Here is a 22740-nt window from a genome sequence, read left to right on the forward strand (position 1 = left end):
GCGGGAAGCCCGCCCCGCCCGGCATCGACTGTTGGCACCAATCCTCCCTGCCTCTACACTATTGGCCGCATCTACGCTGCGGGGCTTGGGACATCCCCGCAAATCCGCTTAATGTAAAGCAGAATCCGCGATACATCGATACCTAAATCCGGCCTTCGTTGAATTTGAAAACCCAAGGGATTTGACTATGAACCGTTCGCTCGCAGAGGCAAAAATCGGAGTTATCGGACTCGGCTATGTGGGGTTGCCGCTCGCTGTGGAATTCGGCAAACAGTTCCCCACCGTGGGCCTCGATATTCACCCACAAAGGATCGCCGAACTCAAAGAAGGCATCGACCGCTCCCTGGAAGTGGAGGCCGGCGAACTCGCCGCCGCCACCCGGTTGAGCTATACCACCCAGCCCGGCGATCTGGCCGACTGCAATCTCTATATCGTTACCGTACCCACCCCCATCGACGACCATAAGCGCCCCGACCTCACCCCCTTGGTGAAAGCCAGCGAGACCGTGGGTTCGGTCTTGCGCGAGGGCGATATCGTGGTCTACGAATCGACGGTTTATCCCGGCGCCACCGAGGAAGTCTGCGTCCCCATCCTCGAAGCCCGCTCGGGCCTCAAATTCAACCGCGACTTCTTCTGCGGCTACAGCCCGGAACGCATCAACCCCGGCGACAAGGAACACCGGGTCACCACCATCAAGAAGGTCACGGCGGGCTCCACCCCGGAAGCCGCCGATTATGTGGACGCCCTCTACGGCAGCATCATCCGGGCCGGCACCCATAAGGCCAGCAGCATCAAGGTGGCCGAGGCCGCCAAGGTCATCGAGAACACCCAGCGCGATGTCAATATCGCCCTCATCAACGAACTGGCGATCCTGTTCCACAAACTCGGACTCAACACCCTGGAAGTGCTGGAAGCCGCCGGCAGCAAATGGAACTTCCTGCCGTTCCGGCCAGGTTTGGTCGGCGGGCATTGCATCGGCGTCGATCCCTATTACCTGACCCACAAGGCCCAGGAAATCGGCCACCATCCCGAAATCATCCTGGCCGGCCGCCGTATCAACGACGGCATGGGCGAATATGTCTCCAACCGGGTGGTCAAGCTGATGACCCGCAAGCGCATCCCGGTTTCCCAAGCCAATATCCTGATCCTGGGGCTGACCTTCAAGGAAAACTGCCCCGATATCCGCAACACCCGCGTCACCGATATCGTCAAGGAACTCCGGGGTTACGACGCCCAGGTCGATCTCTACGACCCCTGGGCCAGCCCGGACGAGGTCCGCCACGAATACGGCCTGGAACTGCTGCCGGAACCCCGGCCCGGCCATTACGACGCCATCATCATCGCCGTGGCCCACCGCGAATTCACCGCGCTCGGGGCCGAGGGCATCCGCGCCCTGGCCAAGCCGGGTGGCATCCTGTTCGATGTCAAATACGCGCTCCCGCCGGAAGCCGTGGACGAATACCTCTGAACCCCGGAAACACCCCATGAAAGTATTGGTTACCGGCACGGCGGGCTTCATCGGCTCGGCCCTGTCCCACGTCCTGTTGGCCCGCGGCGACGAAGTCATCGGCGTCGATAACGTCAACGACTATTACGACGTGAACCTCAAGGAAGCCCGGCTGGCCCGGCTCAAGGTCCAGCCCGGCTTCACCGAGGCCCGGATATCCCTGGAAGACCGCGACAACCTGTTCCGGGTGTTCGCCGAACACCGGCCCGAGCGGGTGGTGAACCTCGCCGCCCAGGCCGGGGTGCGCTATTCGCTGACCCACCCCCACGCCTATATCGACGCCAACCTGGTGGGCTTCTGCAATATCCTGGAAGCCTGCCGCCACCAGGGCGTGGAGCATCTGGTCTACGCCTCGTCCAGTTCGGTCTACGGGGCCAATACCGCCATGCCGTTCTCGGTCCACCACAATGTGGACCATCCGGTCAGCCTGTACGCCGCCAGCAAGAAGGCCAACGAACTGATGGCCCACACCTACAGCCATCTGTTCGGCCTGCCGACCACGGGACTGCGGTTCTTCACGGTCTACGGGCCTTGGGGACGCCCGGACATGGCTTTGTTCCTGTTCACCCGCAACATCCTGGCGGGCCGCCCCATCGATGTGTTCAACCACGGCAAGCACAGCCGCGACTTCACCTATATCGACGATATCGTCGAAGGCGTGGTGCGCACCCTGGACCGGGTCGCCAGCCCCAACCCGGACTGGAACGGCGACCGGCCCGACCCCGGCACCAGCCGCGCCCCCTACCGCCTCTACAACATCGGCAACAACCAGCCGGTGGAATTGATGCGCTTCATCGAGGTGTTGGAGGATTGCCTAGGCATCAAGGCCGAGAAGAACTTCCTGCCCATGCAAGATGGGGACGTCCCGGCCACCTACGCCGATGTGGACGATTTGGCGCGGGATGTGGGCTACGCGCCCGCCACGCCCATCGAAACCGGCATCGCCCGCTTCGTGGCTTGGTACAAGGATTATTACGGGCATCACTGAATTGTAGGGTGGGCACGTATTCCGTACCCACCGCGATCCCCACCCTCTCGCCACCCGCCATCCAACCCAATGCGCTTCCCCAACGCCCTGGTGCCCCTGCTCGGCTTCGCCGCCCCCAGCGGCACCGGCAAAACCACCCTCCTGAAACAACTGATCCCGCTGCTCAAGGCGCATGGCCTGCGCGTCGGGCTCATCAAGCACAGCCACCACGCTTTCGAGATCGACCATCCCGGCAAGGACAGCCACACGCTCAGGATGGCCGGGGCCAGTCCGGTCATGCTCAGCGCCTCGCACCGCCGGGCCATCATCACCGAACACCCGGAACCCCAGGAACCCCGCCTGGACGGCGAATTGGCCTATTTCGACCAGGCCGGACTGGACCTGATCCTAGTGGAAGGCTTCAAATGGGAAGCCTTCCCCAAGATCGAACTGCACCGGCCCGCCCTAGGCCAGCCGCCGCTGTTCCCGCACGACGGCCACATCATCGCCGTGGCGACCGACGCCGAACCCCACCCCAAGCCCACGGTCCCCTGCTTGGATATCAACGATCCCGGACAGATACTCCGCTTCATCCTGGAAGACTTCCTTGGCCACCGACACCCCTGATTTTTGCGCCGAACCCAGGACGCTGACCCTGGAATCCGCCCTGGAACACCTCATCGCCCGTATCGATCCCATCACGGAATCCGAAACGGTCGCGCTGAAACCCGCCAGGGGCCGCATCCTCGCCCTGGCCCCGGCCTCGCCGCTGGACCTGCCGCCCTTCGCCAATTCGGCCATGGACGGCTACGCCCTGCGGGCGGAGGACAGCGGCCCCCAGGCCGCGCTCGCCGTCATCGGCACCGCCTGGGCGGGCCAGCCGTTCACGGGCGCGGTCGGGCCAGGCCAATGCGTCCGCATCTTCACCGGCGCGGTCCTGCCGGAAGGGGCCGACGCCGTGGTCATGCAGGAATATGTCATCCGCGTGGACGAAACCATCCGCCTCGCCGCCGCCATGAAACCGGGCGCGAATATCCGCCCCCAGGGCGGCGAAATCCAAGCCGGGCAAGCCTTGCTGCCCCAGGGCAAACGCCTGGAAGCCGCCGACCTGGGCTTGCTGGCCGCCGCCGGACTGGCCGAAGTCCCGGTGCTACGGCGGATCAAGGTCGCCATCCTCTCGACCGGCGACGAACTGCGCCCGGTCGGGGAAACCCTGGCCCCCGGCCAAATCCACGACAGCAACCGCTACCTGCTCGACGCCTTGCTGGCCGAACTCGGCGCGGACATCCTGGATTTCGGCACCGTCGCGGACGACCCGGAAGCACTGCGGCGGGTTTTGCTGGCGGCCGCCGCCCAGGCCGACGCCATCGTCAGCACCGGCGGGGCATCGGTGGGCGAGGCCGATTTCGTGGTCGAGGTCTTGCGCGACATCGGCCAGTTCGAATTCTGGAAAGTCGCCATCAAACCCGGCAAGCCCTTCGCCTATGGCCGTATCGGCGCGGCACATTGCTTCGGCCTGCCCGGCAACCCGGTGGCGGTCGCGGTGACATTCCGGCAATTGGTGCGACCGGCGCTAACACGGCTGCAGGGCGAACCGCCCCGCCCGCCCCTACGCCTCCCCGCCCGCTGCGAAACCCGCTTGCGCAAAAAACCGGGCCGCATGGAATTCCAGCGCGGCCGCTACCGGCGCGGGCCGGACGGGACATTCATCGTGGCGGCGGGCGCGGGCCAGGGCAGCGACCGGCTGTCTTCCCTCAGCCTGGCCAATTGCTATATCGTCCTGCCCGCCGACAATACCGGAGTCGAACCGGGCGGCGGCGTCGAAATCGAACCCTTCGACGCCTTCCTCTAAAGCCAAGGAAGCTGACACCAGAGAACCTCAACACCAAGGAGCCATCCATGCAAGCACATCAAGGCGTATTAGTCACCGGCGGGGCCGGCTATATCGGCAGCCATGTCGTCAAGCAACTGGGGGAAAGGGGCGAGCGCATCGTCGTCCTCGACAATCTTTCGACCGGCTTCCGCCAAGCCGTGCTGTACGGCGAGTTGATCGAAGGCGACACCGGCGACACTGAACTGGTCCGCCGCATCCTCAAGGACTACCAAATCGGGGCGATCCTGCATTTCGCCGCCCACACCATCGTGCCGGAATCGGTCGCCGACCCTTTGAAATATTACGGCAACAACACCTGTAAGACCCGCAACCTGCTGCAATGCGCCGCCGAGGCCGGGGTCGCGCATTTCATCTTTTCCTCGACCGCCGCCACCTACGGCATTCCCGACACCGCGGTTTGTGCCGAAACCGCGCCCACCGCCCCCATCAACCCCTATGGCGGCTCCAAGCTGATGAGCGAGACGATGCTGCGCGACCTGTCCGCCGCCACTCCGCTCAAGCATGTGATCCTGCGCTATTTCAATGTGGCGGGCTCCGACCCCGAGGGCCGCATCGGCCAATCCACCCGCAACGCCACCCTGCTCATCAAGGTCGCGGCGGAAGTGGCGGTGGGCAAGCGCGACAAACTCCGGGTGTTCGGCACCGACTATCCGACCCCGGACGGGACCGGCGTGCGCGACTATATCCATGTCAGCGACCTGGCCGATGCCCATATCCGCGCCCTGGACCATCTCAGGGGCGGCGGGGCTTCGGCTACGCTGAACTGCGGCTACGGCCACGGCTACAGCGTGCGGGAAGTGATCGACGCCGTGAACCGGGTCCACGGCAGCCCCATCGCAGTGGAAGAACAACCACGGCGGGCGGGCGATCCGCCGCAACTGGTGGCGGCGGTGAATAAAATCCACGCCACCTTCGCTTGGCGTCCGCGCTACGACGACCTCGATTTCATCGTCAAGACTTCGCTGGATTGGGAAAAGAAGCTGCTGACGCAGCCTTGGGGGGAATGAAGTCCGTTCCATAGCCGACGGAATCCGGGAACCCCCGGATTCCGCGCAACGCCCAGGACCACGCCGCTGCCGCCACGCTTGAGCTTGCCCGGAGGGTTTTCCATAATCGGACCCGATTGCAACCCTCACGCAAGGCAGCGCCATGAACCCCGCCTCCGTACCCGTCCTTTGCCTAGCGCTCGGCGCGGCCCTGTCCCCCGCCGTCCATTCCCTGCCGTCCAAGGCCGAACTCGGCAGGCAACTCTTCTTCGACGCCAACCTCTCGGAACCCGCCGGGCAAGCCTGCGCCGATTGCCACGACCCGTTCCGTGGCTTCAGCGACCAGGACCGCGGTTCGCCCACTTCCGCCGGGGCTGTACCGGGCCGGGCCGGCCCGCGCAACGCTTTGACCGCGATGTATGCCGATTACAGTCCGGCGTTCCATTTCGACGCCAGGGCGGGCCTGTATTACGGCGGACTGTTCTGGGATGGCCGGGCCGCCAGCCTGGAAGCACAAACCAAGGGTCCGCTCCTGAACCCCCTGGAAATGAACAACCCCGACATCGCCACGTTGATCGGCAAGGTCCGCGCGGCCCCCTACGCGCCCTTGTTCGCCCAGGTGTTCGGCCCCGACGCACTGGACGACCCGGCCACGGCCTACGACCATCTGGCGGCGGCCATCGCCGAATTCGAGCGCGGCCCCAAGCTCAACCGCTTTGCCTCGAAATACGACGCCTATCTGGCCGGGCGGGTCAAACTGACCCGGCAGGAGGCCCAGGGCTTGGCCTTGTTCGAGGCACCGGAAAAAGGCGGCTGCGCTTCCTGCCATCTGAGCCGGTCCGCTCCCGACGCTGCGCCGCCCTTGTTCACCGACTTCAGCTACCACAACATCGGCGTGCCCAAGAACCCCAACAACCCGTTCTACGCCCTGCCCCCGGAATTCAATCCAGAGGGTGCGGCGTTCGTGGACCTGGGGCTGGGTGGAGTGCTGGACCAGCCGACGGAATACGGTAAATTCAAGGTGCCCACCCTGCGCAATCTCGCCCGGACCGCGCCCTATATGCACAACGGTTATTTCAGGACTTTGCGCGGCGTGGTGGATTTCTACAACAGCCGGGACCGCAAGCCCGCCTGCCCCAAGCCCCTGCTCGGGGAAAGCGCCGCCCTGCGCCGGGGTTGCTGGCCGGTCCCGGAAACCAGCGCCAACCTGAACACCGCCCAAGTCGGCCACCTGGGGCTGCGCGACACCGAAATCGACGCCATCGTCGCCTTCCTGCTGACCCTGACCGACGGCTACCAGCCCTGACCCGTCCGGTTTGGGTCCGTGGAAAGCTCCCGGAGTCCGAAGCTAGCTTTGGACTCCGGCCACAACCCCGGATCGCCTCCCAGGCCGGGTCCAGCTTGATATTCCCACCAACCACCACCATTTTCAGGGCTATCTATTCCAACCTCCCAACGGCAGGCAGCCATGCAGTTCAAGGATTATTACCAGACCCTCGGGGTGGCGCGGACGGCCACGGCAGCCGACATCAAAAAAGCCTTCCGCAAGCTGGCCCGCAAATACCACCCGGACGTTTCCAAGGAAAAGGACGCCGAACAGCGCATGCAGGAACTGAACGAAGCCTACACGGTGCTATCCGATCCCGAAAAACGCGCCGCCTACGACCAAGTCGGGCGCGGCTACCAACCGGGCCAGGATTTCCGGCCGCCGCCGGACTGGGACGCCGGTTTCGAATTCGCGGGCCAGGGGTCCGGGCCGGGCGAGGCGGCGGATTTCAGCGACTTCTTCTCCGAATTATTCGGGCGCAGGAGCCGTAGCGGCGGCGGTTTCGGCAAACGCGGCGACGGCTTCCGGGCGGCGGGCGCGGACCATCACTCCAAGGTGATGCTGGACCTGGAAGACGCCTTCCGCGGCGCGACCCGGCGGGTTTCTCTGCGGGCGCCGCGCTTGGACGGCCAGGGCCATCTGGTCATGGATAACCGCGACCTGACCGTGAAGATTCCCAAGGGCATCCGCGCCGGACAAACCATCCGCCTGGCGGGCCAGGGCGCGCCCGGCAGCGGCGGCGCGGCGGCGGGGGATTTGCTGTTGGAAGTGCATTTCCAGCCCCATCCCCGGTTCCGGGTGGCGGGCGGGGATTTGCACCTCGATTTGCCGGTCGCGCCCTGGGAAGCGGCGCTGGGCGCGGTGATCGCGGTGGAGATGCCGGACGGTCCCTTGAAAGTCCGCATCCCGGCGGGGGCGCAGAGCGGCCAAGTCCTGCGCGTGCGCGGCAAGGGCATTCCCAGCCAGCCGCCGGGCGATTTGCTGATCGCCATCCGGGTGGTGCTACCGCCCGCCGACAGCCCCAAGGCGCGGGAGCTTTACGAGCGGATGGCCCGCGAACTCGCCTTCGATCCACGCCAGCACGGGAGCCACGACCATGCGTGAGAACGACATCCTGATCGGCAGCCTGATGGAGGAAACCTGGCTGACCCTGGAACAAGTGGCGGCCGCCTGCCGGGTCGAACCGGACTGGCTGGTGCGCCATATCGAGGAAGGTTTATTTCCCGGTAGCCGGGGCACGGCGGGGATTTGGCGGTTTTCCAGCGCCCAGTTGCGCCGGGCGCGGCGGATGCGGCAAGTGGAGCGCGATTTCGACGCCGTGCCGGAACTGGCGGCCCTGGTCGCCGATATGCTGGAAGAATTGGATGAACTCCGGGCGCGGCTGGACCGCGCCCGCCCACGTTGAGGGGAAAACCGATGAACGACAAACTGCATTTGGTCTGCCCGCACTGCCACGCGGTGAACCGGGTTCCCGCCGAGAAACTCGGGCACGGACCCAACTGCGGGCACTGCCACCGGCCCTTGTTCACCGGCCATCCGGTGGAACTAAACGCCGCCACCTTCGCCCAGCATATCGGGCGCAACGATATTCCGGTGCTGGTGGATTTCTGGGCACCCTGGTGCGGACCCTGCAAGATGATGGCCCCTTATTTCGTCCAGGCGGCGGGGCTGTTGGAACCCCAGGTCCGGCTCGCCAAGCTCGACACCCAGGCGGAACCGGGTTTGGGGTCCGAGCATGGCATCCTCAGCATTCCCACCCTGGCCTTATTCCAGGGCGGGCGGGAAGTGGCCCGGCAAGCGGGGGCGATGGGTACCCGCGATATCGTGGCCTGGGTGCGCTCGCATCTTTGAAACGGGGCGGGCCACGACCCGCCCCGCTTTCCTCAATCGCGGGGGGCCATCTCGAAGAAAATCATCTGCGACTCATCGCCCGCGACGTTCTCGACGGTCATCTCGTGGCCGCTTTCCCAGAACACATCGCCCGCCGAGTAAATCTTGGTCTCGCCGCCGTCCACCACCTTGAGCTTGCCCTTGATGACATAGCGCGGCCCCGGCCCCGGATGGGTGTGGGTGGGCGATTTGGCCCCGGCGGGGAAAGTCACCCGGACCACATGGGTTTGAATCTGGGCCGAGGGCAGATCGACATCCCGGTTGAACAGGGCTTGGCGCGAGGGCTTGGGCGCCCCGCCTTCCGCCCCGTCCGCGAGCGCCGGACCCACCAGCCACACCGCCATCCCGGCCAGGGTGGATAATCCCACAATAAGCTTGTTCATCTTCATCTTGGTTCACCTCGCATAGCTTCTCGCTTGAAAAAATCACCGACAACGCGGCACGGCCTCGCGGCCCGGAGGCAGGTTAGCGCAATGCGGGGTGGGCGGGAACAGCCTGGGCGGCTTTAGGCGACGGAACGGCATCCCATGGCGGGCAGGAAACCGGGGGTATTTCCGATCAAGCGTCGCGGATGGGCGGCAGCGATAACCCGGCCAGAAGGACGGGCTTGACTGTTTCCATTTACTCCACGGCCTTGCGCGGCCCCGTCAATAACGCGGTGAATATGCCAAGACCGATGAACATCCCGCCGCCAAACTTGCGCCCAGCGTGGCGAAGAACACCACCGCGCAATACAGGCGCGACCGCGCTGGCTGCCAAGGCGTAGCCACTGTCGGTTATCGCGGCGATCATCACGAAGAGGGAACCCAACGTCACGCACTGAAGCGGAATCGATATGCCAGGGTCCAGGAACTGTGGCAGGAATGCGGCGAAAAATACCGTGGTTTTCGGGTTAAGCAACGCGACCACGAAGCCATCCCGGAAAATACGCCAGAATGGCAGCGCGGCAGGCATAGCCGCCAGATTATCGACCGGGGAAGAGCGGAGCATCTGTAGACCAAGATATACAAGGTATAACGCGCCCGCATACTTGACCACGGAAAACGCTAGCGCAGACACCGCGAATAAAGCGGCAAGCCCCACCGCAGCGGCCAGCACATTGCCAAGGTTGCCGAGGGCAACCCCCGCGACCGACGCCAACCCGGAAAGACGCCCTTGCACAAGGCTGCGCGTCACGATGTACAACACTCCGGGTCCAGGCGTGATGGCGAGGACCAAGCCCGCGAGCAGGAATGTGGAGAACAAAGGCCAAGGTGGAATGAGATCGGTCATCGCAGAAACCCCGGATGATTGGAGATAAAGCCATAAATCCGTAGCCCACCCTTCCGGGTATCGCGGTGGGTATGGGCACATGCCCACAAGCCGTTTGAAAATGGCCTAACCACGCAGATCGAAATGCTCATGCAAGCACACCAATTCCTTGCCGCCCAAGAGGAGCTTATGTCCCTGCGCTTCCTTGCTGGACAGCTTGAGCGGACTGGCCCCGGCCTTGGCCATGAAATCGACATAATCCCGGTAATTCTCGGCGCTGATGATTTCGCTGTACAACGGGGTTTTGAACACGACGATGTATAGCACGGAAATATCCGTGCCCGCAGCCAAGGTGCCGGCGGTGGCATAGAGGAGTTGATAACGGACCTCGAATACCGATGGGTCGGGGGCCGGGAAATGGAGCTTGAGCAGTTGTTCTATTCTCTCGGGAGCATTGGTCGATTCACCGGCGATTTGTCGGGCTTTCGCGGTAAGGTATGCTTCCCGGACCAACGCACCAAAGGGTTCATCGACCTTGGCCTCCACCCCCACGAAGAGGGATTTCCCCGATCCCGTCCGCCCGTAAATCCCCAGATCGTGCATCCGACCCCGCCCGAACGCGTCGAAACGGATTTCCCGCTCGGGGATGGCTTTGTCAAACTCCACCGCTTCCCCCAACGCATCGGCAATCCTGGCCCGCAGGGTGCTGGCCCCATCCCGATGGAGGATGAATTCCGCCATCGAGTAGGCGCTGCGGTGTTCTTTCCATTGCTGCGCCGAGCGTGGGGATTGGTAGAGCTTGGCCCAAGCGGCCAATGAATCGATCCGTTTGCCTTGGTTATCGACGATGTCCATAGTTGATTTCTAAAGTCCGGTGGCGGGAACGGGCCGCCCCCCTCGATTCCTGCACGCGACAACCTGCCTATGGACAATCCACCCGCCTTATCCGCTTCCAAATACGCCAGATAGGCAGGATGATCACATCTATAACGATACGGGCGACGGGATAAAGAAAAGCTAGCCGATCAGGCAGGGCCAGCATGCGGAAATGCGGCACACGCGGGGTCAATAGCGTACGTAGGCCGTAGCGTATACGGTCGGCGACGCGCTCGCGCACGCGCCAGCGGAAACGGGTTAGCCGGAACACGTCGCGGGTTTCGCCTTGGGAAAGCGGCAGGTTGCGCTCGACGTGCGCCGCCAGGCCGGGGATCGCCGGGTCGGCCAGCGCTTGCTCGACGAGGTGGATAGGCACCTCGGCACCGACCAGCCTCTGGGCCAGCAGCACCGCCAGCAGCAGCATGCGTCGGCAACCGCAGGCGGTCGCACGTTCCAGCGCCAACCGCGCATCGAGCATCGGCCAAGCGGCAAAAATAGCCGCGATGTCGCTCAGCCAGATCAGCCGCGACCACTCCTCCTTCGAGCCATGCACCGCGGCCACGAGCAGCGTGTCCTCGGGCGACAGCCCCCGTACCCGGCCCAGCCCCGGCGCTTCGAATTCGACCGTCCGGGCGAACAACGCATCCACATCGATCCCGGCGCAAAAGGTCCAGGGTGCCAAGGCCCAGTGGGGTTCAAGCGGGGTGCGGTCGGGGGCGAACAAAATGTCCTGGCCGTTGTACTCATGGTAATCGCGCAGGCGGCTGGGCGGCAGGTCTTCCAGGGTGCCGCGATACCCGAGCGCCGCGAGCACGGTCAAGGCGGCGTCCCGGTGCGCGGGGCGGATCAACAGGTCGAGATCGCGGAAACGGCGTAACTCAGGATTGGCATAGACCCGGCAGGCGAGCCCCGGCCCTTTGATCGGCATCGCATCGACACCGGCCACTTCAAGCTTGTCGAGCAATTCGCGTAATTCCCCCAAGCCGGAGGCGAACGAGGCCGCGCAGGTTTCGAGATAGGTTTGGCAAGCCGCAGCCATGTCCCCGGAGGCCGCCCCGAGCGCCGCCATATGGTGGCATAAGAGACCGGCGGTGCCGTGATCAAGGGCTTGGCGTATCAGCCAAGCCCAGTCGGATTCCGAATAGCCCGAACCCGCCCCGGACAACAAGCGCTCCCCGTGGCCGGACAGTTGCGGGCGGGCGGTTTCGAGCAGGAGCGAGAAGTCGGGCTGGGTATTCAAAGGAACGGGGCCGGGGCAATGGTGCCGGGGCTTTCAGCGACAGCCGCACCGCCGCCGATATCGCGGCACAGGTTCAGCACGGTTTCGGCCTCTTGGTCGAGATCGCTGCCGGTCAGTTCATAACAGTCGAGGCGCTTGATCAATCCCACCAGAGCCATCGCATCCAGCAGTTCGAGCGGCTGCGGGATCGCGACACAGTTCTGCATGAGCAAGCCGAACGCCTCGGCGGACGACAGCTTGCGCAACGATTGCGGAGCGCCGGCCACATAACGCCGGAACACCAACAATCTGGCCTCCGCGCTGTGGCCCGGCGGCGGCAGGCTCGCGGGCGGCGGTGGCAGATACCGCACTTCAAGGCCATCTTCGCGGATATGCACGGGCAATTCGGCCAAACCCGGAAAATACGGTTCAAGCAGGGCGAGTCCCTTGGATTTGACGCACAAACTGGTCGGCAGCGGCCTGATTGCACGGCGACCACGTTCGAACAGGACGACTTCGTCGGAGAAATAAGTGCCGCCAGCCGCCACCAGTCGCGCGGTCAGCATCGTCTTGCCATTGCCTGCCTGGCCCGGCAGCAGCACTAGGCAAGCGTGGCACTCGACCGCGCCCGCGTGGATTTGCACCCTGAAGTCCTGCCGTCCGATGGCGCGGTCGAACAATTGGAATTTCAGCGGGGGCGCGAGCGCGGCGGGGTTCTCGCCGCAATGCAGCATTTTCTCGCCATGGAAAAGATACACGTGATCGAGGATGCGGGCCACGGTGTAGGTCTCCATGGCCGATCCGGTGGCCTCCACCCGCAGATGTGCCAGTACCGGGTGGATGCGTTGTTCGAGTTCGCGGTCGCCGTAGCGGACCCGCATCCGCAATCCGAGCAGTTCGTAGGTATGCGAGACGAAGTCGAAATGATCGCCATCGAAGCAGGGTCCGCGGCGGCGCGACCCCGGCACGGGGGCCGGGTTTTCACCGGCCCGGCGGAGCAAGCCCTGGCCCAGCCAGTGCGCGGCCAGGTCCGCGATCTCCCGGATCGCGGTTTCCGGCGGCACCTGACGCGCGGCGGCTTGCTCGTCGGCGATGCGCGACCAGGAATACCCTTCCTGCCGGGCACACCAGACAAACGCGGCGGAGTCGTTGAGCTGATAGAACTCGCCAGCCCGCTCATAGAACAACAGCCCATCGTCGCCAAGCACGAAGAAATGGGTGTGCGCTACCGGCATCAGGTCTTCGGCGGGCAAGGTGGCCGACGGGTTGTCCGCCGCCCGGCGGACGAAGGGAAACACCCGCGCATAATCGGCGATGGTGCGCCCGGCGAAGTCAACACCGCTGAAGGCTTGGTAATCGGCCAAGCTGCGGCGTGAGCCGAGACCGTATCGTCCGAGCGCCGCCACTTCCCCAGGCGTACTCGCCGCGGGATGGCACAAGGCCCGCATACGCCGCAGCGTGTGTCGATGGCGCTCGCTCCACGCGGCCGCGTCGTTCCAATGGCGCGCGCTCTCTTTGCGTCCGTAATAGTGGTAAATGAGCGTGCGCGAAGGCGAAAACAGGTCGAAGCCCGCGGTCCAGAGCCGGACGGCCAGATTCTGCTCCTCACCGTTGAAATAGATTTCCGGGTCGGCCGGCACGTCCCACAAGATGCGCGAAGGCCCGAAAATGAAACCGCCGGCGCAGGCCGCCGTCGGCATGGGCCGTTCGACCACCACGTCGGGCGGCGGCTCGGCACAGGACAATTCGAGCAGGCCGTTGGGCATGAAACCCTTGATGTATTGGACCGTGGCCCGCTCGCGCTCGATCAGCCGGTCGGGCGGAATATAGCCCGGCGGATAGCCGGTCAATACCGGCTCATCCGAGTCACAGGCCGCGAGCATATCCACCATCGCCTGATCCCAATCCTGGACGAAGCGCATATGGCTATCGATCTGTAGGCAATACGGCTCACCCCGCCACAGGCTCTGCGCTTGCTGGCGGGCCCACCCCAGTCCCTCCGCCTCGTCGACATGGAAATGAACCGTACGCACTTGCGAGGGATTGCTCTCTATACTGAAGCAGTCCGCGTCGAGTTCGGGAATCGTTTGCCAGCAGATGCCGACGAATATCCGTTCCGGGTGCTTGGCCTTGAGGAATAGGTCGCGCACGGTCCATTGGCATTCGCGGTCGCGGTAACTGGTGATATTAACGAAGAGGTGTGGATACGACATTGCAAGTCAGGGCTTGAAGTGGGTCTGGACCGAAGCGTCTTCGAAGGGCAGCAGGGCCGGCACCGTCGTGACCACTGGCCGCACGACAAACGACCGCTCGATCCGGGCCAAGTAACGGTCGATATCGCCATTGCGGGCTAGCCACTCCTCGGCATCGCCCACATCGGCGGGCCAATCACCGAGGATGCTGGAATATACGTCGCGGCTGTAGGCCAGGGCGTGCGGGTTGGTGATGTCCCTGGCCCGGTCCAGGTGGCGGCAGCCTGGCTCCGGTGGTGGTACGATGGGCCACCATCCACCGAGATAGCATAGGTTCCAGGGACGTTGTCCCAGTTCGGCGGTGGCCTGGGCCAAGATATCGTGCGTGCGGTCGAGGAAATGCACATCGCCGCTCAACACCAACACACAACGCGCCCCGCGGTCGTGGGCCGCCTGTACCGCTTGGCGATGCGATAGCAAGACGCCGATGCGGGGATCGCCCGGCGTCGACAGGGCCGGTATTGGCTCCACCCGCCCGGCGATGCCCAAGCGCTCCAATCGCGCCCATACCTTGGCCGCTATCTGTGCTTGCGCGTTGGGATGGACATAATAAACGACATCGAAGAATCCAAAGCCGTCCATCTGGACCCGGTCTGGCTGGTTCATGAAAAAATAAGCGATGCAATGAATGGATGATACAGGCTGCTGGAGGCGAAGGGCGCGACCCGCGCGTAACCTTACCAACAAGCGGAAGCGATTATAAGGTGCTTTCGGAAGATGACCGACCGACCGTGGCTGTCGGGCCGCGGTCGGTCGGTTTCGAGCGGGGACGAGAGCTTGGATGGGCTGCTCAGTTGAGCACAGCCGAATAGTCGACCATCTTGTAGCCGGTCCGATGGATCGACACGGCCTGGGGCTTGACGGCCTCGATCTCGTCCGCCATCACGCCCACGAAGCGCTGCTGGCTCCAGGTATAGCGGAACGAGTAGAGCGCCACGCCGTTCGGCAACGTGCCTTCGCGCACGATGTCGGCCTTCAGGCGGCGGTCGCTCGGTACATTGAGGGTCGTCGACACGGGCGGGCCGTAGGCATCGGCCCTGGCAGGGATGCTCGCGGCTTGGAGCAGCAATACGGCTGCCGGTGCGCCCACCGCATAGCGGCCAGCACGCTTGAGGAAGTCACGCCGATCCTCCGCACTGAGGGGGGCTGGATGGTCAGCGAGAGCCGATTCATTCGGATGTATATCTGATACGTTCTGGTTCATGGTTCTACAAACCTTATGTTGCGGTTACTGGGGAAAAAGAGGTTAAGGAAGCGCTGATTTAATCGCTTTTCCGTATCCCGGCAAAGTGTGCCTATTAAATCGATTAAATTCAACGTTCTCTTATAAAACCAAGACATGGGCTCGGCAGCTTGTCAAGTTACGGCGTGGGGTCTTGCAATTTTTTTGTAAAGAGATGACCTCGGAAATCTGAACAACCAATGGGTAGCAATCATAACCTGTCGTCGGAAGATAACCGCCGACCCACAGCCAAACAGCCATGGGCGGGCGGTTTCGAACAGGGACAAGTGCTGGATTGACTGCTCAGTTGAGTGCAGCCGAATAGTCGACCATCTTGTAGCCGGTCCGATGGATCGACACGGCCTGGGGCTTGACGGCCTCGACTTCATCCGCCATCACACCAACGAAGCGCTGCTGGCTCCAGGTATAGCGGAACGAATAGAGCGCCAGACCGTTCGGCAATGTGCCTTCGCGCACGATGTCGGTCTTCAGGCGGCGGTCGCTCGGCCCTGGAATGAGGGTCGTCGACACGGGCGGGCCGTAGGCATCGGCCCTGGCAGGGATGCTCGCGGCTTGGAGCAGCAATACGGCTGCCGGTGCGCCCACCGCGTAGCGGCCAGCACGCTTGAGGAAGTCACGCCGATCCTCCGCACTGAGGGGGGCGGGATGATCAGCGAGAGCCGATTCATTCGGATGTATATCTGATACGCTCTTGCTCATAGATTCTACAAATATTATGTTACGGTTACTGGGAGAAAAAACCTTAATAAAACCATGGTTTAATCGTTTTTCCAGAATATCCTAAATTCAAGGGTGCCTATTAAATCGATTAAATTCAGCGTTTTTTAGAAATCTTAGGCATGGGCTCGGTGGTATGTCAAGTTACAGCGGGTAGTCTTGCAACTTTTTTGTATGCACGCCCTCAACCGGAATAGGTATAGCGTGGTCGACCCCCTCGGCCACGTATGGCGCCCGAACCGGATGCGCCACCGCCCAGCCCCGTTTCACGAAACACACTAACGTTTCACAGGATTTCATTAGAAACACCATGAAACACCGCTTATCCCGCCCACCACTCCAGCGTTTCATCCCTATCCCCAAGCCCCATACGGCTTCCAGTGATTTGGCACAGTGCTTGGTAATATTAGAAGGTGCTGATAACAAAACTTATCGGCGCGCCTGTTCGCGGCACGAAGCCGCGATGATTCCCCTCTCAGCCAGGGATGGCTTTTTCAGGGGACCACGGCAGCCACAAGACCCGCGATCCGTCATCCCCAAGAGATAGCGCCATGCCGAACCCATACAAAAAAACGATGCGGCCCCGCCTGGGACGGGAAATCGCCTACGCTCTAGGCGTCAAGGTCTTGCTGCTCATGGCCCTGTGGTGGGCGGTATTCAGGCCGCAGCCAGGAGCGGCCAAGCCCGATGTGGCGGACCTATTCCAACCCGGTCCCCTTTCCCCCCCACACCAGGAGAACCCCCATGATTTCCGGTGAAGAAATCGTCAATCTGTCGAGGCTGCAATTCGGCCTCACCGCCATGTATCACTTCTTGTTCGTGCCCCTCACGTTGGGGCTGAGCTTTTTGCTCGCCATCATGGAATCGGTCTACGTCATGACCGGCAAGCCGGTCTACAAGGACATGACCAAGTTTTGGGGCAAACTGTTCGCCATCAATTTCGCGATGGGCGTCACCACCGGCATCACCCTGGAATTCCAGTTCGGCACCAACTGGGCTTATTACTCGCATTATGTCGGCGATATTTTCGGGCCGATCCTGGCCGCGGAAGGCTGGATGGCCTTCTTCCTGGAATCCACCCTGGTCGGCTTGTTCTTCTTCGGCTGGGATCGCTTGAGCAAGGTGCAGCATCTGGCCGTGACTTGGCTGGTGGCGTTCGGCACCAGCCTCTCGGCGCTGTGGATCCTGATCGCCAATGGCTGGATGCAGTATCCGGTGGGTTCGACCTTCAACTACGAAACCCTGCGGATGGAAATGGCCTCGTTCGCCGAGGTGTTCTTCAACCCAGTGGCCCAGGTGAAATTCGTCCACACCGTGGCGGCGGGTTATGTGACCGGCTCCATGTTCGTGCTGGGGATTAGCTCCTGGTATTTGCTGCAACGGCGGGATTTGGGTTTCGCCCGCCGTTCTTTTTCCATCGCGGCGGGATTCGGGCTGGCGTCGGTATTGTCGGTGATCGTGCTGGGCGACGAGAGCGGCTATACCGAAGGTGAAACCCAGAAGATCAAGCTGGCCGCCATCGAGGCCGAATGGGACACCCACCAACCGCCCGCCAGTTTCACCGTGATCGGCTTCCCGGACCAGGCGCAGGAACAAACCCATTTCGCTATCAAAATTCCCTTCGTGCTGGGCTTGATCGCGACCCGTTCCATCGACGAGGAAGTGAAAGGGTTGAAGGATTTGCGCTCCGACAGCGCCACCCGCATCCGTAGCGGCATGATCGCCTATGGCGAATTGCAGAAACTGCGCGGTGGCGATCAGAGCGCAGCCGTGAAAGCCACATTCGACCAGCACAAGGCGGACCTGGGTTATGGCCTGTTGCTCAAGCGCTATACCGACAACCCGGCCCAGGCCACGGAAGACATGATCCAAAAAGCCGCCAACGACACGATTCCCAGGGTGGCACCGCTGTTCTGGACCTTCCGCATCATGGTGGCGGCGGGCTTCACGATGTTGTTCATCTTCGGCGCGGCCTTCTATTACTGCGCGACGCGGGTGGCGGATCAAAAACGCTGGTTGTTGAAGATGGCGCTGTGGGGCATTCCCCTGCCCTGGATCGCCGCCGAAACCGGCTGGTTCGTGGCGGAATATGGCCGCCAGCCCTGGACCATCTCCGGCGTGCTACCGACCCATCTCTCGGCCTCGAATATCGGCACGGATCAACTCTGGTTCGGCATCGCGGGCTTCCTGTTCTTCTATACCACCCTGCTGGTGATCGAGTTGTACCTGATGTTCAAGTACGCCCGGCTGGGACCGAGCAGCCTGCATACCGGCAAATATCATTTCGAGGCGCAGGCTCCGGCCAACGCCGCGCCCCTGGCCCACTGAGGATTCCGCCATGTTCGACTATGAAACCTTGCGCTTCATCTGGTGGCTGTTCACCGGCGTCGTCATCATCGCCTTCGTGCTGACTTCGGGCTTCGATTTCGGCATCTGCGCCTTGCTGCCCTTCCTGGGCAAGACCGACCCGGAACGCCGCGCCATCATCAACACCGTGGGCGGCACCTGGGAAGGCAACCAGGTTTGGCTGGTCCTTCTGGGCGGCGCTTTGTTCGCGGTGTGGCCGACGGTGTATGCCACCCTGTTTTCGGGGCTGTATGTGGCGATGCTGCTGGTGTTGTTCGCCTTGTTCTTCCGGCCCGCCGGTTTCGATTACCGCAGCAAGCTGGAAAACCCGGTCTGGCGCAATGCCTGGGATTGGGGCTTGTTCATCGGCGGGGCGGTGCCGCCGATCCTCCTGGGCGTGTTGGTCGGGAATCTGGTGCAGGGCTTGCCCTTCCATTTCGACCCGGATTTGCGGCCCTACTACGACGGCAGTTTCTTCGCCTTGCTGAATCCGTTCGCCTTGCTGTGCGGCGTGGCCTCGCTGTTGATCTGCCTGTTCCATGGCGCGATCTATCTCAAGTGGCGCACCGAGGGCGTGCTGTATCTCCGCGCCTTGGCGGTGGTAAAGGTGCTGGGTCCGGTGGTGTTGGGCGTGGTCGGCTTGATCACCGTATGGACCGCGCTGGGCATGAGCCTGCCGGAAATCACCCAGTTCGCCGGGACCGCCGGGCCGTCCAATCCGCTGAATAAAACCGTGGTCATGAATTCGGGCTGGATGGGCCAGTTCTTCACCCATCCCTGGATGTTGCTGGCCCCGATGTTGGGCTTCGGTGCCTTGTTCGCGGCGTGGCGCTTGGCGCTGGAACACACTTCCGCCGCCGCCTTCCTGTTCAGCGGGCTGGGCATCGCCGGGATTTTGCTGTCGCTGGGCTGCGGGTTGTTCCCGTTCCTGCTGATCTCGACCACCCACCCCAGCCACAGCTTGACCATTTGGGACGCGAGTTCCAGCCAGTTCACCCTGGCCCTGGCGTTCTGGATCACGGTGGTGTTTTTACCCATCGTGCTGGCCTATACCCGCTGGGTCTACAAGGTGCTGTGGGGCAGCGTGACCCCGGAAACCGTGCTGAAAGACCAGCACACCCTTTATTGAGAGGACACCGGCATGTGGTACTTCACTTGGATTCTGGGCGTCGGTCTCGCCTGCGCCTTCGGCATCATCAACGCCATGTGGCTGGAAGCGGAATGCGATATGGACCATTGCGGCGGCGAGGGCGAGCCGGAATGCGTGCCGCGCCGCCGGACATGACCCACCGACAACGGCTATCCTGAACGATAACCACAGGGTTTTCAGGGATTTTCCGAACAAACAGGATGAAGCGCCCCCACCTACCGTGCGACCCACGGCGGTTGCGGCGCGGCGCGTCGGCCCAGGGATGAATCGGCGACACCTTTCCTTACCGACAACCACGACAGAGGTAGATTATGGCTCGCATCGTAGTACTCGGCGCCGGTATTGGCGGCGTCCCCATGGCCTTGGAAATGAAGGAACTGGTGGGCAAAAACCACCAAGTCACGGTGATTTCCGACAGCCCCACCTTCCATTTCGTACCTTCCAATCCGTGGGTCGGGGTCAAGTGGCGCACCCCGGACCAGATCAAGATTCCGCTGGCCCCGGTCTTCAAGAAACGCGATATCGAATTCATCCAGCAGAAAGCCACCCGCGTCCATCCCAGCGAAAACCGGGTGGAACTGGCCGACGGCGCTGCGGTGAATTACGACTATCTCATCATCGCCACCGGCCCCAAACTGGATTTCGAGGCGGTGCCCGGCTTCGGCCCGGAAGGCTATACCCAATCGGTCTGCCATGTGGACCACGCCGAAGAAGCCGGTCATTTCTGGGACGGCTTCGTCAAAGACCCCGGTCCCATCATCGTCGGTTCCATGCAGGGCGCGTCCTGTTTCGGCCCGGCCTATGAATACCTGTTCATCGCCAATTCCGACCTCAGGAAGCGCCAAATCCGCGACAAGGTGCAAATCACCTTTGTGACCTCCGAGCCCTATATCGGCCATTTAGGGCTAGGCGGCGTCGGCGACACCAAGGGCATGTTGGAAAGCGAGCTGCGCCAGCACCACATCAAATGGATCACCAACGCCAAGGTGGACAAGATCGAACCCGGCAAGATGTTCGTCACCGAAGTCGATGACAACGGCCAGGAGAAAAAGAAACACGAACTGCCGTTCAAGCACACCATGATGATTCCGGCGTTCAAGGGCATCGACGCGGTGTTCGGGGTGGAGGGATTGGTGAATCCGCGCGGTTTCGTGCTGATCGACGAATACCAGCGCAACCCCACTTTCAAGAACATCTATTCGGTGGGCGTATGCGTGGCGATTCCGCCGGTGGAAGCCACCCCGGTCCCGACTGGCGCGCCCAAGACCGGCTATATGATCGAGTCCATGGTGACGGCGACCGCCCATAACATCTATGACGAACTGCAAGGCAAAGCCCCCAGCCACAAAGGCACCTGGAACGCGCTCTGCCTGGCCGACCTCGGCGATAGCGGCGTGGCCTTCCTGGCCAAGCCGCAGATTCCGCCGCGCAACGTGACCTGGGCCGGCAAAGGCAAGTGGGTCCACTGGATGAAGATCGCCTTTGAGTTCTATTTCATGCGCAAGATCAAGAAAGGCATCAGCGAACCATTCTACGAGCGGATCATGCTCAAGTTCATCGGCATCATGCGCCTGAAGTCGCCGCACTGAACCCTACGAACGGATGCGCCCATAGGGTGGGCTGGCGCCCATGCCCGCCCTTGCGGCAATTCCGGTGGGTGCGGAAGACGTGCCCACCCTACCCTGGCTAAACAAGCAAACACCGCTATGGCTGGCAATCACAATAAGCACAGGGATATCGCGATGACCTGGCGGGTATTCCTGTTGATTCCGTGGCTGGTGTCCGCGCTGCCGGCCCTGGCGGGAACGGAAGCCCCGCAGCGGCCTCCCCGGACCGGTCACGCCCGCGCCCTGACGCTGGACGAAGCCATTGATCTCGCCTTCGCCCAAAACCCCGACCTCGCCGCCGCCGCCGCCAGGATCGGCCAAGCCGAGGCGCATGTGCTGGAAGCCGAAGCCGCCTTCTACCCCAAGGTCACGGCGCGGATGGAATATTCATACTCCAATAATCCGGCCCTGGCCTTTTCCAGCATCGTGGCCCAGCGCCGGTTCAATTTCGGCATGAATATCAACCAACCGGGCTGGGTCTCGAACTTCCGCCCGGAAGTGGTCGGTGCCATGAACCTGTACCGCGGCGGCCAGGACACCGCGCTCAAGAAGGCCGCCGAACTGGGCGTGGAAGCCGCCGAACTGGAACGCTCGGCCCTACGCAACCGGCTGGCGGCGGCGGTGACGGCGGCCTATTACGCCGTGCTGTCCGCGCCCAAACAGGCGGAAGTGGCGCATCGCTCGGTCGAGACCGTCGCCAAGGCGCTCGAACACACCCGCGCCCGCGTGGCCGAGGGCATGGCGCTCAAGGCCGATGTGCTATCGCTGGAAGTCAGGGCCACCGAGGCTTACGAATCCGAACTCAAGGCCAAGAACGCCATGGAACTCTCGCGCTCGGCCCTGAAAACCCTGTTGGGCGCGGGCGAGATACCGGAATTCCGCGAAATCGATCCAGGCTTGCCCAAGCCCGAAGCCGATTTCGGCAAACTGCTGGACGAAGCCCTGAACCAACGCCCCGAAATGCAAGCGGCGGCGCGGCAGGTGCAAATGCGCGAACAGGAATTGGAAGCCGCCCAGGGCGCCCACCGGCCCCGCGTCGATGCCTACGCCTCCTACGGCCAAAACAGCCGTTCCCCCGGCGATTTCAGCTTCAACAACGACAACGGCAGCATCGGCCTGAGCGCCGAAGTGGACGTGTTCTCGGGCGGGGCGGTGTCGGCGCGGATACAGGCGGCGGAGCGGCGGATCGTGGAAGCCCAGGCGATACAGGAACGCACCCGCCTGGAAATCGAGGACGAAGTGCGCCAAGCCCACCTGACCCTGAACGAAACCCTGCAACGCCTGAAAGTGGCCGAAGCCGGGACCGATTCCGCCGAGGAAGCCCTGCGCCTGGTGCATGAGCAATACCGGGGCGGCACCGCCACCGTGACCCGTTATCTGGAAGCCGAAACCGACCACGCCAACGCGGCTTTGCGGGCCATCCTGGCCCGCTATGAAACGCGGGTGGCGGAGGCGCAATTGCGGAAGGCGTTGGGACACTGGCGCTAATCGCGGGCGGCGGCGGCACC

General features: G+C 62.9%; 23 protein-coding genes. 15 read left to right on the plus strand and 8 right to left on the minus strand.

Translation table 11 applies throughout. The annotated features are described in order from the left end of the window. Nucleotides 1-187 precede the first annotated feature (187 nt). The 9 genes from tviB to trxC all read left to right on the plus strand — a co-directional run bounded on the left by tviB (nt 188) and on the right by trxC (nt 8532). Complete coding sequence (gene tviB / locus B9N93_RS17425) at nt 188-1468, plus strand: Vi polysaccharide biosynthesis UDP-N-acetylglucosamine C-6 dehydrogenase TviB (protein ID WP_085215509.1); 1281 nt, start codon at nt 188-190, stop codon at nt 1466-1468. A 16-nt stretch (nt 1469-1484) separates the two neighbouring features. Further along, entirely contained in the window at nt 1485-2495 is a 1011-nt protein-coding gene (locus tag B9N93_RS17430) for an NAD-dependent epimerase (RefSeq protein ID WP_085215510.1), read from the plus strand. 69 nt (nt 2496-2564) lie between these two features. Continuing rightward, entirely contained in the window at nt 2565-3101 is a 537-nt protein-coding gene (gene mobB / locus B9N93_RS17435; RefSeq protein WP_085215511.1) for a molybdopterin-guanine dinucleotide biosynthesis protein B, read from the plus strand. After that, complete coding sequence (gene moeA / locus B9N93_RS17440; RefSeq protein WP_176225309.1) at nt 3082-4326, plus strand: molybdopterin molybdotransferase MoeA; 1245 nt, start codon at nt 3082-3084, stop codon at nt 4324-4326. Before mobB ends, moeA begins: the two co-directional genes overlap by 20 nt. 47 nt (nt 4327-4373) lie before the next feature. Then, entirely contained in the window at nt 4374-5375 is a 1002-nt protein-coding gene (gene galE, locus B9N93_RS17445) for a UDP-glucose 4-epimerase GalE (protein ID WP_085215512.1), read from the plus strand. A gap of 142 nt (nt 5376-5517) precedes the next feature. Next, nucleotides 5518-6660 (plus strand): cytochrome-c peroxidase, encoded by a 1143-nt coding sequence (locus B9N93_RS17450; RefSeq protein WP_085215513.1) that lies wholly within the window; start codon nt 5518-5520, stop codon nt 6658-6660. A 162-nt stretch (nt 6661-6822) separates the two neighbouring features. Next, nucleotides 6823-7785, plus strand: a complete 963-nt coding sequence (locus B9N93_RS17455; protein ID WP_085215514.1) for a DnaJ C-terminal domain-containing protein — start codon at nt 6823-6825, stop codon at nt 7783-7785. After that, complete coding sequence (locus B9N93_RS17460) at nt 7778-8086, plus strand: chaperone modulator CbpM (RefSeq protein ID WP_085215515.1); 309 nt, start codon at nt 7778-7780, stop codon at nt 8084-8086. Before B9N93_RS17455 ends, B9N93_RS17460 begins: the two co-directional genes overlap by 8 nt. An 11-nt stretch (nt 8087-8097) precedes the next feature. Continuing rightward, nucleotides 8098-8532 carry a thioredoxin TrxC gene (gene trxC / locus B9N93_RS17465; RefSeq protein ID WP_085215516.1) on the plus strand — a complete coding sequence of 145 codons (435 nt, stop codon included), beginning with the start codon at nt 8098-8100 and terminating at the stop codon, nt 8530-8532. 32 nt (nt 8533-8564) lie between these two features. Here the strand turns inward: trxC and B9N93_RS17470 are convergent, their stop codons facing one another. The 8 genes from B9N93_RS17470 to B9N93_RS17505 all read right to left on the minus strand — a co-directional run bounded on the left by B9N93_RS17470 (nt 8565) and on the right by B9N93_RS17505 (nt 16111). Continuing rightward, complete coding sequence (locus tag B9N93_RS17470) at nt 8565-8954, minus strand: cupin domain-containing protein (protein WP_085216323.1); 390 nt, start codon at nt 8952-8954, stop codon at nt 8565-8567. Nucleotides 8955-9192: 238 nt separating this feature from the next. After that, nucleotides 9193-9843, minus strand: coding sequence for a LysE family translocator (locus tag B9N93_RS17475; protein ID WP_085215517.1), 651 nt, complete (start codon nt 9841-9843; stop codon nt 9193-9195). Nucleotides 9844-9948: 105 nt separating this feature from the next. Then, nucleotides 9949-10677 carry a DUF6946 family protein gene (locus B9N93_RS17480; RefSeq protein WP_085215518.1) on the minus strand — a complete coding sequence of 243 codons (729 nt, stop codon included), beginning with the start codon at nt 10675-10677 and terminating at the stop codon, nt 9949-9951. Between the two features lie 67 nt (nt 10678-10744). Then, nucleotides 10745-11938 carry a nucleotidyltransferase domain-containing protein gene (locus tag B9N93_RS17485; RefSeq protein WP_085215519.1) on the minus strand — a complete coding sequence of 398 codons (1194 nt, stop codon included), beginning with the start codon at nt 11936-11938 and terminating at the stop codon, nt 10745-10747. Next, a complete protein-coding gene (locus B9N93_RS17490) occupies nt 11935-14130 on the minus strand; it encodes a PqqD family peptide modification chaperone (protein WP_085215520.1) in 2196 nt (731 codons plus the stop codon). The genes B9N93_RS17485 and B9N93_RS17490 overlap by 4 nt, the downstream gene beginning before the upstream one ends. A gap of 6 nt (nt 14131-14136) precedes the next feature. Next, on the minus strand, nt 14137-14775 hold the full coding sequence (locus tag B9N93_RS17495; protein ID WP_085215521.1) for a hypothetical protein: 639 nt from the start codon (nt 14773-14775) through the stop codon (nt 14137-14139). A gap of 184 nt (nt 14776-14959) precedes the next feature. Continuing rightward, nucleotides 14960-15373 carry a tail fiber domain-containing protein gene (locus B9N93_RS17500; RefSeq protein WP_125469043.1) on the minus strand — a complete coding sequence of 138 codons (414 nt, stop codon included), beginning with the start codon at nt 15371-15373 and terminating at the stop codon, nt 14960-14962. Between the two features lie 321 nt (nt 15374-15694). Then, nucleotides 15695-16111: a tail fiber domain-containing protein gene (locus B9N93_RS17505; protein ID WP_125469044.1), complete on the minus strand. Its 417-nt coding sequence runs from the start codon at nt 16109-16111 to the stop codon at nt 15695-15697. Between the two features lie 569 nt (nt 16112-16680). Here B9N93_RS17505 and cydP point away from each other — a divergent pair. The 6 genes from cydP to B9N93_RS17530 all read left to right on the plus strand — a co-directional run bounded on the left by cydP (nt 16681) and on the right by B9N93_RS17530 (nt 22720). Beyond that, complete coding sequence (gene cydP / locus B9N93_RS24910) at nt 16681-16887, plus strand: cytochrome oxidase putative small subunit CydP (protein WP_125469045.1); 207 nt, start codon at nt 16681-16683, stop codon at nt 16885-16887. Further along, the gene (locus B9N93_RS17510) at nt 16874-18457 is read left to right on the plus strand and encodes a cytochrome ubiquinol oxidase subunit I (protein ID WP_085215524.1); all 1584 of its coding nucleotides are present in this window, start codon (nt 16874-16876) and stop codon (nt 18455-18457) included. Before cydP ends, B9N93_RS17510 begins: the two co-directional genes overlap by 14 nt. A gap of 10 nt (nt 18458-18467) precedes the next feature. After that, nucleotides 18468-19604 (plus strand): cytochrome d ubiquinol oxidase subunit II, encoded by a 1137-nt coding sequence (cydB, locus tag B9N93_RS17515; RefSeq protein ID WP_085215525.1) that lies wholly within the window; start codon nt 18468-18470, stop codon nt 19602-19604. A 12-nt stretch (nt 19605-19616) separates the two neighbouring features. Beyond that, nucleotides 19617-19760: a cytochrome bd-I oxidase subunit CydX gene (gene cydX, locus B9N93_RS17520; protein ID WP_085215526.1), complete on the plus strand. Its 144-nt coding sequence runs from the start codon at nt 19617-19619 to the stop codon at nt 19758-19760. A gap of 176 nt (nt 19761-19936) precedes the next feature. Then, the gene (locus B9N93_RS17525; RefSeq protein ID WP_085215527.1) at nt 19937-21214 is read left to right on the plus strand and encodes an NAD(P)/FAD-dependent oxidoreductase; all 1278 of its coding nucleotides are present in this window, start codon (nt 19937-19939) and stop codon (nt 21212-21214) included. A 117-nt stretch (nt 21215-21331) separates the two neighbouring features. After that, on the plus strand, nt 21332-22720 hold the full coding sequence (locus B9N93_RS17530; RefSeq protein ID WP_254899419.1) for a TolC family protein: 1389 nt from the start codon (nt 21332-21334) through the stop codon (nt 22718-22720). Nucleotides 22721-22740 lie beyond the last annotated feature (20 nt).

Source organism: Methylomagnum ishizawai (assembly GCF_900155475.1).
GTDB lineage: Bacteria > Pseudomonadota > Gammaproteobacteria > Methylococcales > Methylococcaceae > Methylomagnum > Methylomagnum ishizawai_A.

Excerpts from the sequence above, each read along its gene's own strand:
- B9N93_RS17500 (WP_125469043.1), bottom strand. The coding sequence starts at position 15,373 with ATGAACCAGAACGTATCAGATATACATCCGAATGAATCGGCTCTCGCT.
- mobB (WP_085215511.1), top strand. The coding sequence starts at position 2,565 with ATGCGCTTCCCCAACGCCCTGGTGCCCCTGCTCGGCTTCGCCGCCCCC.
- cydB (WP_085215525.1), top strand. The coding sequence starts at position 18,468 with ATGTTCGACTATGAAACCTTGCGCTTCATCTGGTGGCTGTTCACCGGC.
- cydX (WP_085215526.1), top strand. The coding sequence starts at position 19,617 with ATGTGGTACTTCACTTGGATTCTGGGCGTCGGTCTCGCCTGCGCCTTC.
- B9N93_RS17430 (WP_085215510.1), top strand. The coding sequence starts at position 1,485 with ATGAAAGTATTGGTTACCGGCACGGCGGGCTTCATCGGCTCGGCCCTG.
- B9N93_RS17490 (WP_085215520.1), bottom strand. The coding sequence starts at position 14,130 with ATGTCGTATCCACACCTCTTCGTTAATATCACCAGTTACCGCGACCGC.
- B9N93_RS17525 (WP_085215527.1), top strand. The coding sequence starts at position 19,937 with ATGGCTCGCATCGTAGTACTCGGCGCCGGTATTGGCGGCGTCCCCATG.
- cydP (WP_125469045.1), top strand. The coding sequence starts at position 16,681 with ATGCCGAACCCATACAAAAAAACGATGCGGCCCCGCCTGGGACGGGAA.
- B9N93_RS17455 (WP_085215514.1), top strand. The coding sequence starts at position 6,823 with ATGCAGTTCAAGGATTATTACCAGACCCTCGGGGTGGCGCGGACGGCC.
- B9N93_RS17470 (WP_085216323.1), bottom strand. The coding sequence starts at position 8,954 with ATGAACAAGCTTATTGTGGGATTATCCACCCTGGCCGGGATGGCGGTG.
- B9N93_RS17475 (WP_085215517.1), bottom strand. The coding sequence starts at position 9,843 with ATGACCGATCTCATTCCACCTTGGCCTTTGTTCTCCACATTCCTGCTC.
- B9N93_RS17530 (WP_254899419.1), top strand. The coding sequence starts at position 21,332 with ATGGCTGGCAATCACAATAAGCACAGGGATATCGCGATGACCTGGCGG.
- B9N93_RS17510 (WP_085215524.1), top strand. The coding sequence starts at position 16,874 with ATGATTTCCGGTGAAGAAATCGTCAATCTGTCGAGGCTGCAATTCGGC.
- galE (WP_085215512.1), top strand. The coding sequence starts at position 4,374 with ATGCAAGCACATCAAGGCGTATTAGTCACCGGCGGGGCCGGCTATATC.
- B9N93_RS17495 (WP_085215521.1), bottom strand. The coding sequence starts at position 14,775 with ATGAACCAGCCAGACCGGGTCCAGATGGACGGCTTTGGATTCTTCGAT.
- trxC (WP_085215516.1), top strand. The coding sequence starts at position 8,098 with ATGAACGACAAACTGCATTTGGTCTGCCCGCACTGCCACGCGGTGAAC.
- B9N93_RS17505 (WP_125469044.1), bottom strand. The coding sequence starts at position 16,111 with ATGAGCAAGAGCGTATCAGATATACATCCGAATGAATCGGCTCTCGCT.
- B9N93_RS17450 (WP_085215513.1), top strand. The coding sequence starts at position 5,518 with ATGAACCCCGCCTCCGTACCCGTCCTTTGCCTAGCGCTCGGCGCGGCC.
- B9N93_RS17480 (WP_085215518.1), bottom strand. The coding sequence starts at position 10,677 with ATGGACATCGTCGATAACCAAGGCAAACGGATCGATTCATTGGCCGCT.
- B9N93_RS17460 (WP_085215515.1), top strand. The coding sequence starts at position 7,778 with ATGCGTGAGAACGACATCCTGATCGGCAGCCTGATGGAGGAAACCTGG.
- tviB (WP_085215509.1), top strand. The coding sequence starts at position 188 with ATGAACCGTTCGCTCGCAGAGGCAAAAATCGGAGTTATCGGACTCGGC.